The following is a 13,079-nucleotide window of genomic DNA, read 5'->3' as shown; positions in this document are numbered from 1 at the left end:
GCGTGGATCTACTTGTAGAAATCACTCCGCCCACCCGGCTGGCGCTTGAAGCGGCGGTGGATCCACAGGTACTGGTCGGGTGCCTCACGCACCATCTCTTCGATGGCCTGGTTGACCCGCGTGGTATCGGCTTCCACGTCGTCGCTGGGGAAATTCTCCAGTGGCGCGCCGATCTTCAGGAAGTACTTCCCGCCTTCGCGGCGATGGAAATACGGGATCACCGCACAGCCGGTCATCCGCGCCAGCTGGTGGGTGGCGGTGATGGTCGAAGCGGTGTGGCCGAAGAACGGCACGAACACGGTGTCCTTGCCGCGCATGTCCTGGTCGGGCGCGTACCAGAGGAAGCCGCCCTTCTTCAGGTGGCGCACGGTAGCGCGGATGTCCTCATTGGCGAACATTGCCTTGGCGTAGCGCAGGCGGCCAAACTTCACCGCCCACTCGTACACCGGGTTCTTGTGCTTGCGGTACATGCCTGAAAGATCAACGTAGTCGCACAGCAGGCGCCCGCACATTTCCAAGGTCATGAAATGGCCGGACACCAGCAGCACGCCACGACCTTCCGCCTGCATCTGCCGCAGATGTTCCAGTCCTTCGATCTGCACCTGCGGGCGGATGCTGTCGATGCTGCCCCACCAGGCGCGGATGCACTCGAACACGCCCACCCCCAGGGCATCGAAGCTGTCGCGCACCAGGCGCTGGCGCCAGGCCTCGTCCTTCTCGGGGAAGCACAGCTGCAGGTTGACCTCGGCGGCGCGGCGACGGCTGCCCAGCAGGCGCCAGGTGATCCAGCCGACGCCCCGGCCCAGCGCACGCTGCAGCATCCACGGCAGGCGGGCGATGGCGAAGGCGCCCAGCATGGCGGCGAACATCGGCCAGTTGCGGGGATCGCGCAGCGACGGGCGGACGGCGGTGGTGGCATCGGACATTGGCCCATTCTACCAAGGCGGCCGCGTGTCTTTCCCGGGGGGCTCCCGTATCCTTGCCGCATGCGTAAAGACCCTGTCGAATGGATCCTGCGCGGCCTGTACTCGGTCGTGCTCTACATCCTGCTGCCGATCACCGTGTACCACCTGGTCTGGCGCGGCTTCCGGGTCCGTGAATACTTCCGGCGCTGGGATGAGCGCTATGCCTCCTATCCGCAGCCCACCGGCCAACCGCGGGTCTGGCTGCACGCGGTCTCGGTGGGCGAAGTCAATGCCGCTGCGCCGCTGGTGAACGCGCTGCGCAAGGAGCGCCCGGACATCCGCTGGGTCATCACCACCATCACCCCGACCGGCTCCGAGCGCGTGCGTGCGCTGTGGGGCGACGCCCTGGACCACGTCTACCTGCCGTATGACGTGCCCGGCAGCGTCAACCGCTTCCTCGGCCACTTCCAGCCCAGCCTGGCGCTGATCCTGGAAACCGAACTGTGGCCGAACATGCTGTTCGGCTGCCGTGACCGTGGCATTCCGGTCTACATCCTCAACGCGCGCCTCTCGGCACGTTCGCTGCGGGGCTACCGGCTGCTGGCGGCGTTGATCCGCCGCGCGCTGCGCACGGTCACCTGCGTGGCCGCGCAGTCGCAGGACGATGCCGAGCGTTTCGTGCAGCTGGGTGCCGCGCCGGAGCAGGTGCAGGCGCTGGGCAACCTGAAGTTCGACATCACTACGCCGGACGTGCAGGGCTTCGTCGAGCAGTTCCATGCCCGCGTGCCGGCCCGGCGTCCGGTGTGGATCGCCGCCAGTACCCATGATGGTGAAGAACAGGCGGTGATCGATCTGCATCGGCGCCTGCGCCGGCAGCACCCCGACCTGTTGCTGCTGTGGGCGCCCCGGCATCCCGAGCGCTTCCCGAAGGTGGAGGCGCTGGCGCGGGAGCAGGGCTGGAACGTGGCAACCCGGCGCGCGAAGCAGTGGCCGGAGGCTGGAACCGATGTGTTCGTCATCGATACCCTGGGCGAGCTGATGCCGTTCTATGCCTGCGCGCAGGTGGCGTTTGTCGGTGGAAGCCTGCAGCCGATCGGTGGCCACAACCTGCTGGAGCCGGCGGCGATGGGCACCGCTGCGGTGACGGGCCCGCACCTGCACAACTTCTCGGAGATTTCCCGCCGCATGCGCGAGGCGGGCGCGCTGTTGATCGGCGAAGACGTGCAGGCGGTCGGCGAACTGCTGCAGCACCTGCTCGAAGATCCACAGGCACGCGAGGACATGGCGCGGGCAGGCTGCACGCTGATCAGCAACGGACGCGGTGCCCTGCAGCGTACGCTGGCGCTGGTCGGACCGCACCTGCCGCCGCCTTGCCGCTGAGTCCGAAGGGCCGGCGCACGCGACGTGACTGTCGTGAAAGACCGCGTCAATTCTGCTTAGCGACCTGGAATCTGTCGTAGCGGGACCGTGAGCTTCCTTGCCAACGTGCCTGCCGTCACATCGTGATGCGCATGGCGCGTATTCCGATACCGCCTCCCGGCACAGGCTGTCAGTCTGCTGTCGACCGCGCTTGGGCGGATATCAAGGGAACTTGCGATGGACAGCGACAGCAGCCCCGGCATCGATGAGCCCGGGTACGGCGATCGCCTTGTGGTGGTGGCACTGACCTTGCTGCTGGGAGGCGGCGTGGTCGCGCTGGTCGGCCAGCACACCGCAGCCCAGGCAGGCCCGGCCATCGTCCTGAGCCTGCTGCTGGCCGCGCTGGGCACAGGGCCGCTGCTGTACTGCCTGCACGTTCTGAACCAGCAAAGGCCCGCTGCCGATGGCCTGCATGGCGTGGTGCGGGACTGCTGGGGAGGCGTGCCGGCCGTTCTGCTCGGTGGCGCGCTGCTGCTGGAACTGGTGGTGACTGCCGCTGGCGTTGCGCAGTCCGTCGCCAACCATCTGCATGTACTGCTGGCTGGTTGTGGAATCGAGGCCAGCAACGGGATGCCGGGTCAACTGATGGCTGCTGCCAGCCTGCTGTTGCTTGCAGTGGTCGGATTGCTGCGGCCACACCGTGTGGTGCTGGTTGCCTGCGTGCTGCTGACGGTGAAGGTCGGCGCCGGCCTGCTGTTGCTGGTGCTGGCAGCCCGCCATGTGCACTACGCGTACTGGATTCCATGGCTGCCGCCGGCAACGGCACCCTATCGCTTCGGGATCGGCGGTGTACTGGCGGCGAGCGTGCCGCTGTACGGTGTGTTCGCCACCGTTGGCCTGGCGCTGGGATTTCCTGGCGTCGGCAGGCAGGCGGGGGCACGGCGGCCGCTGCTGCCGGCGTGCGTGCTGCTGGCCATGGTACTGCTGATCGTACTGGCCGCGTTGCAGGCTGGCCTGGTCGAATTTCCGGCCCTGGCCAGCACGCGGCCTTTGTCGGTCGCCCTGCAGCATCACCCGCAGTTGTACTGGGTGATGCCCTTGCTGCCGCTGGCGGGAGTGGCAGGGTTGGTGGCGCTCATCCTGGTGCTGCTGATGTTGGCTGCGCGGGTGGCGATGCAGCTGTGGCCGACGGCAGGTGACCGATCCCTGGAGTTCCGGGAGAGACTGGTGCCGGTCGCCGTCGTCCTGTCGGCGGCATTGCTGGCGTTGTGGGCGCCCATGGGCAGCCTGCCGGTACTGCCTGGTCCGGCAACCCTGTTGGTGATGGGGGCCGTGTGCGTGGCCGTGCTGCGCGGACGGGCACCGCGGTCACGCGCCCTGCCGGTGCTGGCTCCCGTCGCCATCGCACTGTGTCTGCTGGCCGCAGTCGAACGGATGCGGGTCTGGCCCGGCTGACGGTCGGTGGGTGCATGCTTCCGTCCGCGCGACCAACAAAAAAGCCACCCTCGCGGGTGGCTTCTTCGTGACCGGCAGGCTGACGACTCAGTGCGTGGTGGTTGCCGGGTTGCCCGCGTCCTGGGTCAGCAGGCGGTTGACGTCCTGCAGCTCGGCCACGTCCAGCGCACCCAGCGACTGGCTCAGCAGCAGGCGGTTCTGCAGGAAGGTGTAACGGGCCTGGGCGTAGTCCAGCTGCGCCGAGAACAGGATGCGCTGGTTCTGGATCACGTCCAGCACGGTACGGGTACCGACTTCCAGGCCGACCTGCGAGGCGTCATAGGCGCTCTGTGCCGAGACCACCGCCAGGCGGCGGGCTTCCACTTCGCTGATGCCCTGTACCAGGGTCTGGTAGGCATTGCGGGTGTTGCGGTCCAGGGCACGCTTCTGCTGCTCGTAGCCGTCCTGGGCAATGTCACGCTGGGCCAGTGCCTGGCGCACGCCGGACTGGGTAGCGCCGCCGGCGAAGATCGGCACGTTCAGGGTCAGGCCGATGCTGTTGGTGCGGGCATCGGGGGACAGCGAGCCGGAGCCGGTGCTGTCGCCCCAGGTCGCGGTCTTGCCCCAGCTGCCGCCCAGCGACAGGGTCGGGTAGTGGCCACCACGCGCGGCCTGCACGCCGGCTTCGGCGGCGCTCACCTTCAGTTCCTGCGCCTTCAGCGCCGGATTCTGGGTGGTGGCCTGGTGCACCAGCTCATCGATGTTGCCACGGTTGGCCGGCACTTCCGGACGGAAGTCGGCCGGCAGGCCGCGCAGGTTGACCACCGGCTGGCCGGTCAGTTCGGTCAGGGCCTGGTAGTTATCGGCCAGGGTGTTCTGCGCAACGATGGTGTTGGCGCGCGCCTGGTCGTACTGGGCGCGTGCTTCGTGCACGTCGGTGATCGGCGCCAGGCCCACTTCCAGGCGCTTGTCGGCGAAGTCGAACTGCTTCTTCGCAGCCGCTTCATTGGTCTGTGCGGCGTTCAGCGATTCGATCGCCACCAGCACGTTGAAGTAGGCCGCCGAGGTGCGCACGATCAGGCTGTCGTTGGCGGATTCGAGGGTGAAGTCCGCCGCCTTGCTCAGCTCACGCTGCGAACGCAGGTTGTTGATCTGGGTCCAGTTGAACAGCGTCTGGCTGCCATCGATCGTGTAATTGCGGCGCTTGTTGGTGAACGAGCCGGAGTTGATGTCGGCGTTCGGCTCGCTGCGCGTGCGGTTCAGCGTGGCCTGGCCGTTGATCTGCGGCAGCAGGGCGGCGCGTGCCTGCACGGCGCCTTCCTTGTCGACCAGCCGGGTCGATTCGGCGGCAGACAGCTGCGGATCGCCGTTGCGCGCCATTTCGTAGACCTGCAGCAGGTCGGCGGCATGGGCAGACAACGGCAGCAGGGCAGTGGCCAGCGCAACAGCGAGGGATCGGCGGATCATTGCGGCTTCCTTGGACTCAGAGGTGGAACTGGGGTGCCGGGGCGGCACCGCGCAGGTAATCGATATCGGTCTCGAACAGGGACTCGGTGCTGCCGTCGGCCTTGACCAGCAGGGCCTCCATCGCCGGCGAGCGGCCGTGGATCACGAACAGGCGACCACCCGGACGCAGCCACGAGGCGAACTGTGACGGCACCACGTCGACCGCACCAGTGACACAGATCACGTCAAAGCGGCGTTCGGTCTGCCAAGACAGGGCGTCAGCCACTTCCACGCGGACGTTGGTGCCCAGGCCGGAGGCGTCCAGGCGGGCACGCGCGGCGGTGGCCAGCTCCGGGTCGATCTCCAGGCTCAGCACGTCGCGCGCGAGCGCGCCGATGCAGGCGGACAGGAAGCCGCTGCCGGTGCCGATTTCCAGCACTTCGTCACCCGGCTGCAGATCCAGTGCCTGCAGGGTACGGCCCTCGATGACCGGCTTCATCATCTTCTGGCCGTGGCCGATCGGCAGTTCGACATCGGCGTAGGCCAGCGCCCGGTGTGCATCGGCGACAAAAGCCTCGCGCGGCAGGCGGGCCAGGACGTCGAGCACCTTGATGTCCAGCACGTCCCAGGGACGGATCTGCTGTTCCACCATCAGTTCGCGGGCGTGGGCGTAATCAATCGTCATGAGGTTCAAATCCAGCGCAGTGGGCCGGCCATTTTACCGGTGCCGGAGGCCGGCGGCGCGCCCAGAGCATCAGCTGCCGGGTGGCCGGGGTCGCAGTGCCGGAAGTCATCGCGACCTCCGGTTCGTTCAGTTTTGGTTATTCAGCCGTCCCGGCCCCTCGCGGCGCATAGGCGCGCAGGAAGAAGTCGATGCTGGCGGTCACGTGGGCAAGAGGGTCGCACTCCACCGGTGACAGTGGCATGCCACACATCATATGCATGTGCACTTCGCCCTTGACCAGGGTCAGGAACTGCTCGCCAGCCAGCGAATAGTCGGTGATTTCCAGCTCGCCGCGCTCGGCGCGTGCCCGCAGGAAGTCAGCCAGGGCCTCGCAGGTACGTTCCGGTCCTGCCTTCCAGAACAGCTCGCGCAGGCGTTCGTCGGTCTCCGGCGCCATCATCATGCGCTGGATCGAGATCGCCGCATCGGAAGTGATCAGTTCGAAGAAGGCCAGGCCGATGCCGATCAGCTGGTCGCGCAGCGGGCCGTCCGCGTCGGCCACGAACAGGGCATCGGGCAGCATTTCAATGCACTTTGACTGCACGGCCTCGGAGAACAGGGTCTCCTTGTCGCCGAAGTGGCTGTACACGGTCAGCTTCGAGACGCCGGCCTGGGCGGCAATGGCGTCCATGCTCACGCCGGTATACCCCTGTTCGATGAACAGTACCTTGGCTGCTTCAAGGATCGCCGCGCGCTTGCCCAGATCCTTGGGGCGCCCGGGTCCGGCGGCCTTGGCAGCGGGCTTGGCCGACGGCTTGCGGGAAGTGGAAGAACTCATCGCAACAATACTAGACCAAGCGGTTCGATATTTATACTATACCGGCCGGTTTATTAAATTGGGCCGGCAGTCGCGGCTCCCCCTTGTTGCAACCCTGCGTTTTCAGGACGTTGACCGATGAAGATCGTGCGCTGGATGGGCGGTATGGTGTGGGTGGCTGCGCTGGCAGCCTGTTCGGGACAGGAACAGGCGCCGCAGGCGGCCGTGCCGGTACTGGTGGTTCACCCCGGCGAACAGGCCGGACAGGCGCCGGCGGCATTCCCGGGCACGGTGCGTGCCCGTCAGGAAAGCCCGCTGTCGTTCCGCGTCGGAGGCAACCTGGTCAAGCGCCACGTCGATGCCGGCCAGCGGGTGAAGAAGGGCGACGTGCTGGCCGAACTGGACGTGGCTGACTTCGCGCTGCAGGCCCGTGCCTCACAGGCGCAGCTGGCTGCGGCCGAGGCCGACCTGGTGCGTGCCCGCGATGACCTGAAGCGCTACCAGGTGCTGGCCGACCAGCAACTGGTCAGCCGCTCGCAGCTGGACCAGCAGTCCGCGGCGTTCAAGGCCGCGCAGGGCCAGGCCAATGCGGCCCGCGCCAACCTCGATGTGCTGCGCAACCAGGCTGACTACGCGCAGCTGCGCGCGCCGGCCGATGGCGTGATCGCCAGCCGCGAGGCCGAAGCCGGGCAGGTGGTGTCCGCCGGCCAGACCATCTTCAACCTGGCCGCCGATGGCGGCCGCGAAGTGCTGATCGACCTGCCCGAGGCGACCATCCGCGACTACGCGGTCGGCCAGCCGGTCGAGGTGGAACTGTGGAACCGCCCGGGCCAGCGCCTGCCCGGTACGATCCGCGAGATCGCCGCCGCTGCCGATCCGCAGGCACGCACCTATGCCACCCGCGTCAGCCTGGCCGCCGATGCGCTGGCCGATGTCGAACTGGGCCAGAGCGCACGCGTCTACAGCAGCGCCGGTCGCCACGGTACCCTGCAGCTGCCGCTGGGCGCGCTGCAGCGCGGTGCCAATGGTGCCGCCAGCGTGTGGGTGGTCGATCCGGCCAACAGCACGCTGAAGGCCGCCCCGGTCACCACCGGTGCGTTTGGCAGCGAGACCGTGCCGGTGCTGTCCGGCGTGAACGCGGGTGACTGGGTGGTTGCCGCCGGTGGCCACCTGCTGCGAGCGGGCCAGCCGGTGATCGCCGTGGACCGGCAGAACCGCCCGGTGCTGAAGCCGGCCGCGCCGGCCGCTGCCGCCAAGGCCAAGGAGTAAGCCGGTGCGCCGCTTCAATCTTTCCGAGTGGGCGCTGGCCAACCGCCCGCTGGTGCTGTTCGCGATGCTGGCCTTCGCGCTGATCGGCGCGTGGTCGTACAAGCACCTGGGCCAGTCCGAGGATCCACCATTCACCTTCAAGGCGATGGTGGTGCGCACGCTGTGGCCGGGCGCCACCGCCGAACAGGTCTCGCGGCAGGTGACCGAGCCGATCGAGAAGGCGCTGATGAACACCGGCGAGTACGAGTTCATCCGCTCCTATTCGCGCCCCGGCGAATCGCAGGTCATCTTCATGGCCCGCGACAGCCTGCGTTCCAGGCAGATCCCGGACCTGTGGTACCAGGTGCGCAAGCGCGTGGGCGACATCCGTGCGACGCTGCCGCGCGAGATCGTCGGTCCGTTCTTCAACGATGAGTTTGGCGACACCTACGGCAACATCTATGCGTTGACCGGCAAGGGCTTCGACTACGCGGTGATGCGCGACTACGCCGACCGCATCCAGCTGGAACTGCAGCGCGTGCCCGATGTCGGCAAGATCGACCTGGTCGGCCTGCAGGACGAGAAGGTGTGGATCGAGCTGTCCAACACCCGCCTGGCCACGCTGGGTGTGTCGATGCAGCAGGTACAGCAGGCGCTGGCCGACCAGAATGCGGTCACCGGCACCAGCTTCTTCGAGACCGCCACCGACCGCGTGCAGCTGCGCGTGACCGGCCAGTTCAACGACATCGAAGCGATCCGCCAGTTCCCGATCCGCGCCGGTGACCGCACCGTGCACCTGGGCGACATCGCCGAGGTCAAGCGTGGCTTCGCCGATCCGGCGTCGCCGAAGATGCGCTTCATGGGTGAAGAGGCCATCGGCCTGGCGGTGGCGATGAAGGATGGCGGTGACATCCTCAAGCTCGGCGCCAATCTCGATGCCGAGTTCGAGCGCCTGCAGAAGACCCTGCCGGCGGGCATGCAGCTGCGCAAGGTGTCCGACCAGCCGCAGTCGGTGGAAGAGTCGGTCGGCGAGTTCGTGCAGGTGCTGACCGAAGCGGTGGTGATCGTGCTGCTGGTCAGTTTCTTCTCGCTGGGCCTGCGCACCGGCCTGGTGGTGGGCGTGACCATTCCACTGGTGCTGGCGATGACCTTCTTCGTCATGCACTACTTCGACATCGGCCTGCACAAGATTTCGCTGGGTGCACTGGTGCTGGCGCTGGGCCTGCTGGTGGACGATGCGATCATCGCGGTGGAGATGATGGCCACCAAGATGGAGCAGGGTTACGACCGCCTGCGCGCGGCCAGTTTCGCCTGGGAGTCGACCGCGTTCCCGATGCTGACCGGCACGCTGATCACGGCGGCCGGCTTCCTGCCCATCGCTACGGCGGCCTCGAGCACCGGTGAGTACACGCGTTCGCTGTTCCAGGTGGTGACCATCGCGCTGGTGGTGTCGTGGATCGCGGCGGTGCTGTTCATCCCGTACCTGGGCGACAAGATGCTGCCGGACCTGTTCAATCCGCAGCCGCCGAAGCCGGGCAGCGTGTCCTCGCGCTGGCATGCCAAGCGCCAGCAGTGGGCCGACCGCTATCCGGCGCTGGCCAACCTGATCGCGCCGCCGCAGCACGGGCACGACCACGATCCGTACCAGCGCCCGTTCTACCGCAGCTTCCGTCGCTTCCTCGATGGCTGCCTGCGCCACCGCTGGTGGGTGATTGCCGCGACCATTGCCCTGTTCGTGTTCTCGCTGATGATGTTCCGCTTCGTGCCGCAGCAGTTCTTCCCGGATTCGACCCGGCCGGAACTGATGGTGGACATCGAGCTGGCCGAGGGCGCATCGCTGCGCTCGACCCAGGCCCAGGCCGAGAAGCTGGAGAAGCTGCTGTCCAGCCGCGAGGGCATCGCCAACTACGTGTCCTACGTGGGCACCGGTTCGCCGCGCTTCTACCTGCCGCTGGACCAGCAGCTGCCGGCCACCAACTTCGCCCAGTTCGTGGTACTGGCCAAGGACATCAAATCGCGCGAAAGCACCCGCGACTGGCTGCTGCACGAGGTGATTCCGAAGTTCCCGGACGTGCAGATGCGCGTGACCCGCCTGGAGAACGGCCCGCCGGTCGGTTACCCGGTGCAGATGCGCATTTCCGGCGAGCACATCGAGAAGGTGCAGGCGATCGCGCGCCAGGTCGAGGCCAAGGTGCGCGAGAACCCGCACGTGATGAACGTCAACCTGGACTGGAGCGAGCCGAGCAAGGTGGTGCGGCTGGTGATCGACCAGGAGCGCGCCCGCGCGCTGGGCGTGAGCAGCGCCCAGGTCAGCCAGTTCCTGTCCAGTTCGCTGGCCGGGCAATCGGTGAGCGTGTACCGCGAAGGCAACCGCCAGATCGAGATGCTGCTGCGTGGCCCGGCCGATGAGCGCAACCAGCTGGAGCTGCTGTCGAGCCTGTCGATGCCGACCGCCAACGGCGGCAGCATCACGCTGTCGCAGGTGGCGACGATGGAGTACGGCTTCGAGGACGGCATCATCTGGCACCGCAACCGCCTGCCGACGGTGACCGTGCGTGCCGACATCAGCGATGGCATGCAGCCGCTGGACGTGGTGCATCAGATCCTGCCGACGCTGGACGGCATCCGTGCCGAGCTGCCGAACGGTTACCTGCTGGAAACCGGCGGTACCGTGGAGGATTCGGCACGTGGCCAGAATTCGATCAAGGCCGGCATGCCGCTGTTCCTGGTGGTGGTGGCCACGCTGCTGATGCTGCAGCTGCGCAGCTTCTCGCGTGCGGCGATGGTGCTGGTGACCGCGCCGCTGGGCATCATCGGCGCGACGTTGTTCCTGCTGCTGTTCCGCGCGCCGTTCGGCTTCGTGGCACTGCTGGGCACGATCGCGCTGGCCGGCATGATCATGCGCAACTCGGTGATCCTGATCGACCAGATCCAGCAGGACATCGATGCCGGGCATGACCGCTGGCATTCGATCATCGATGCGACGGTGCGCCGCTTCCGCCCGATCGTACTGACCGCGCTGGCGGCCGTGCTGGCGATGATTCCGCTGTCGCGCAGCGCGTTCTATGGCTCGATGGCGATCTCGATCATGGGTGGCCTGATCGTGGGCACGGTGCTGACCCTGGTGTTCCTGCCGGCGTTGTACGCGGCATGGTTCCGGGTGAAGCCGGACGAATCCGGGGCGTAATGCCCCGGATTCTGCGGCCACCGCCCTGGTAGGTGCCAACCTTGGTTGGCACTGACGCATGCATCCACGCATGGTGTGGATCTACAGCAGCTGGTCTTTGCCCTGGTAGGTGCCAACCTTGGTTGGCACTGCGGCACGCATCCACGCATGGCGTGGATCTACTGTAGCTGCAGGCCGCTCCGTAGCACTGGCAGCAGCCATTCGATGAACACCTGCACGCGTTGCGCGCGGTGTTGCCGGTGCGGCTGCAGCAGGGTCACCGGTAACGGCTGCGCCACGTACTGCGGCATCACCTCCACCAATGCGCCTGACTGCAGTTCGGCCTGCACGTCGTAGCGCGGAATCTGCAGCAAGCCCAACCCGGCCACACAGCACGCGATCGACGCTTCTGCACTGTTCACCCGCACCCAGCCGGGCATCGGCAATGTGCGTAGCTGCGTACCCTCCTGCCACTCCCACGGTTCCACCCGCGCCGTGGTCGGCGACGCGTAGTTCACCGCCCGGTGCTGCTGCAGGTCGGCAGGTTGCTGCGGCACACCGTACTCGCGCAGGTAGGCCGGCGCGGCAACGTTGACGAAGTCGAGCTGGCCCAGCGTGCGGGCCACCAGGCTGGAATCGCCCAGCTGCCCGACCCGCAGCACGGCATCGCAGCCGTCTTCGATCAGGTTCACCGCGCGGTCGGTCATGCCCAGGTCGACTTCCACCTGCGGATGGCGCGCGAAGAAGTCGGGCAGCGCCGGGGCGATGATGCGGCGGCCGATGCGACTGGGCACGTCGATCTTCAGCAGACCCACCGGCTGCGCATCGTCCTGCCGGAACAGCGATTCGGCGTCTTCAACCTCGGCGATCAGGCGCAGGCAGCGGGCATGGAACACGTCGCCGTCGTGGGTGGTCGACACCCTGCGGGTCGAACGCTGCAGCAGGCGGGTACCGAGCCGCTGCTCCAGCTCCGCAATGGCTGCCGAGACGGTGGAGCGGGGCAGGCCGAGCTGGTTGGCGGCGCGGGTGAAGCTGGCGCACTCCACCACCCGGGTGAAGATGCGGAAGCGATCGATCCGGTCCATTGTTCGCTGGCTCTGGAAGGTTAAGTCAATGCGGCGGGCTTTATCCGCATTTTCTGCACGATATCGTCGTCAGGGCAGGGTTGCCACCCCGGACAGCCCACTTCCGAGACCGAGGCCATGACCGACCATTCCCTCAAGGGCAAGACCGTGCTGATCGCCGGTGGCGCCAAGAACCTGGGCGGACTGATCGCCCGCGACTTCGCCAGCCAGGGCGCCAAAGCCATCGTCATCCACTACAACAGCGCCGCCACCCAGGCCGATGCAGAGGCGACCGTCGCCGCCGTGCAGGCCGCTGGCAGCAAGGCCGTTGCCCTGCAGGGCGACCTGACGTCGGCGGCAGCGATGGAGCGCTTGTTCGCCGATGCCGTGGCCGCAGTCGGCCGTCCCGACATCGCCATCAATACGGTCGGCAAGGTGCTGAAGAAGCCGCTGCTGGAGATCAGCGAAGCGGAGTACGACGAGATGAGCGCGGTCAACGCCAAGGCCGCGTTCTTCTTCCTCAAGGAGGCTGGACGCCACGTCAACGACGGTGGCCGCATCTGCACTCTGGTCACCTCACTGCTGGGTGCGTTCACGCCGTTCTATTCCAGCTATGCCGGCACCAAGGCGCCGGTCGAGCATTTCACCCGCGCCGCGTCGAAGGAGTTCGGTGAGCGCGGCATCTCGGTGACTGCGATCGGGCCGGGCCCGATGGACACGCCGTTCTTTTACCCGGCCGAGAGTGCCGATGCGCAGGCGTACCACAAGACCGCGGCCGCGCTCTCGGCGTTCACCCGCACCGGCCTGACCGACATCGCCGACATCGTGCCGTGGATCCGCTTCCTGGTCACCGACGGCTGGTGGATGACCGGGCAGACCATCCTGGTCAATGGTGGGTACACCACCAAATAATGCAGCCACGCATGGCGTGGCTCTACAGTAGAGCCACCCCATGGGTGGCTGCCCGCAATGTGCG

General features: G+C 67.0%; 10 protein-coding genes. 5 read left to right on the top strand and 5 right to left on the bottom strand.

Annotation, left to right across the window (positions count from 1 at the left end):
* Positions 1–8: 8 nt before the first annotated feature.
* Positions 9–926: an LpxL/LpxP family Kdo(2)-lipid IV(A) lauroyl/palmitoleoyl acyltransferase gene (locus AC5P7E_RS11455; protein ID WP_005410964.1), complete on the bottom strand. Its 918-nt coding sequence runs from the start codon at positions 924–926 to the stop codon at positions 9–11.
* 60 nt (positions 927–986) lie between these two features.
* On the opposite strand from AC5P7E_RS11455, the gene waaA reads away from it, so the two are divergent.
* Both waaA and AC5P7E_RS11445 read left to right on the top strand, forming a co-directional pair.
* Entirely contained in the window at positions 987–2,285 is a 1,299-nt protein-coding gene (gene waaA, locus AC5P7E_RS11450) for a lipid IV(A) 3-deoxy-D-manno-octulosonic acid transferase (RefSeq protein ID WP_024958465.1), read from the top strand.
* Between the two features lie 216 nt (positions 2,286–2,501).
* The gene (locus AC5P7E_RS11445) at positions 2,502–3,719 is read left to right on the top strand and encodes an amino acid transporter (RefSeq protein ID WP_114618201.1); all 1,218 of its coding nucleotides are present in this window, start codon (positions 2,502–2,504) and stop codon (positions 3,717–3,719) included.
* A gap of 87 nt (positions 3,720–3,806) precedes the next feature.
* Here the strand turns inward: AC5P7E_RS11445 and AC5P7E_RS11440 are convergent, their stop codons facing one another.
* From AC5P7E_RS11440 to AC5P7E_RS11430, 3 genes are all read right to left on the bottom strand, one after another.
* Positions 3,807–5,165 (bottom strand): TolC family outer membrane protein, encoded by a 1,359-nt coding sequence (locus tag AC5P7E_RS11440; RefSeq protein ID WP_005410961.1) that lies wholly within the window; start codon positions 5,163–5,165, stop codon positions 3,807–3,809.
* Positions 5,166–5,181: 16 nt separating this feature from the next.
* Complete coding sequence (locus AC5P7E_RS11435; protein ID WP_005410960.1) at positions 5,182–5,829, bottom strand: protein-L-isoaspartate O-methyltransferase family protein; 648 nt, start codon at positions 5,827–5,829, stop codon at positions 5,182–5,184.
* A gap of 136 nt (positions 5,830–5,965) precedes the next feature.
* The gene (locus tag AC5P7E_RS11430) at positions 5,966–6,646 is read right to left on the bottom strand and encodes a TetR/AcrR family transcriptional regulator (RefSeq protein WP_005410959.1); all 681 of its coding nucleotides are present in this window, start codon (positions 6,644–6,646) and stop codon (positions 5,966–5,968) included.
* A 117-nt stretch (positions 6,647–6,763) separates the two neighbouring features.
* Between AC5P7E_RS11430 and AC5P7E_RS11425 the strand changes: the two genes are divergently transcribed.
* A complete protein-coding gene (locus tag AC5P7E_RS11425) occupies positions 6,764–7,894 on the top strand; it encodes an efflux RND transporter periplasmic adaptor subunit (RefSeq protein WP_012481207.1) in 1,131 nt (376 codons plus the stop codon).
* A 4-nt stretch (positions 7,895–7,898) separates the two neighbouring features.
* On the top strand, positions 7,899–11,060 hold the full coding sequence (locus AC5P7E_RS11420) for an efflux RND transporter permease subunit (protein ID WP_114618200.1): 3,162 nt from the start codon (positions 7,899–7,901) through the stop codon (positions 11,058–11,060).
* A 158-nt stretch (positions 11,061–11,218) separates the two neighbouring features.
* Here AC5P7E_RS11420 and AC5P7E_RS11415 read toward each other — a convergent pair whose 3' ends face one another.
* Positions 11,219–12,124 carry a LysR family transcriptional regulator gene (locus AC5P7E_RS11415; RefSeq protein ID WP_049396205.1) on the bottom strand — a complete coding sequence of 302 codons (906 nt, stop codon included), beginning with the start codon at positions 12,122–12,124 and terminating at the stop codon, positions 11,219–11,221.
* 117 nt (positions 12,125–12,241) lie between these two features.
* On the opposite strand from AC5P7E_RS11415, the gene AC5P7E_RS11410 reads away from it, so the two are divergent.
* Entirely contained in the window at positions 12,242–13,015 is a 774-nt protein-coding gene (locus AC5P7E_RS11410) for an SDR family oxidoreductase (RefSeq protein WP_005414410.1), read from the top strand.
* The last annotated feature ends 64 nt before the right edge of the window (positions 13,016–13,079 follow it).

It is taken from the genome of Stenotrophomonas sp. YJH_SMC_25, assembly GCF_059369595.1.
Note: the sequence above shows the minus strand (reverse complement) of the source record. Positions and strands in the feature narration are given on the sequence as shown.

Excerpts from the sequence above, each read along its gene's own strand:
- AC5P7E_RS11455 (WP_005410964.1), bottom strand. The coding sequence starts at position 926 with ATGTCCGATGCCACCACCGCCGTCCGCCCGTCGCTGCGCGATCCCCGC.
- waaA (WP_024958465.1), top strand. The coding sequence starts at position 987 with ATGCGTAAAGACCCTGTCGAATGGATCCTGCGCGGCCTGTACTCGGTC.
- AC5P7E_RS11445 (WP_114618201.1), top strand. The coding sequence starts at position 2,502 with ATGGACAGCGACAGCAGCCCCGGCATCGATGAGCCCGGGTACGGCGAT.
- AC5P7E_RS11440 (WP_005410961.1), bottom strand. The coding sequence starts at position 5,165 with ATGATCCGCCGATCCCTCGCTGTTGCGCTGGCCACTGCCCTGCTGCCG.
- AC5P7E_RS11435 (WP_005410960.1), bottom strand. The coding sequence starts at position 5,829 with ATGACGATTGATTACGCCCACGCCCGCGAACTGATGGTGGAACAGCAG.
- AC5P7E_RS11430 (WP_005410959.1), bottom strand. The coding sequence starts at position 6,646 with ATGAGTTCTTCCACTTCCCGCAAGCCGTCGGCCAAGCCCGCTGCCAAG.
- AC5P7E_RS11425 (WP_012481207.1), top strand. The coding sequence starts at position 6,764 with ATGAAGATCGTGCGCTGGATGGGCGGTATGGTGTGGGTGGCTGCGCTG.
- AC5P7E_RS11415 (WP_049396205.1), bottom strand. The coding sequence starts at position 12,124 with ATGGACCGGATCGATCGCTTCCGCATCTTCACCCGGGTGGTGGAGTGC.
- AC5P7E_RS11410 (WP_005414410.1), top strand. The coding sequence starts at position 12,242 with ATGACCGACCATTCCCTCAAGGGCAAGACCGTGCTGATCGCCGGTGGC.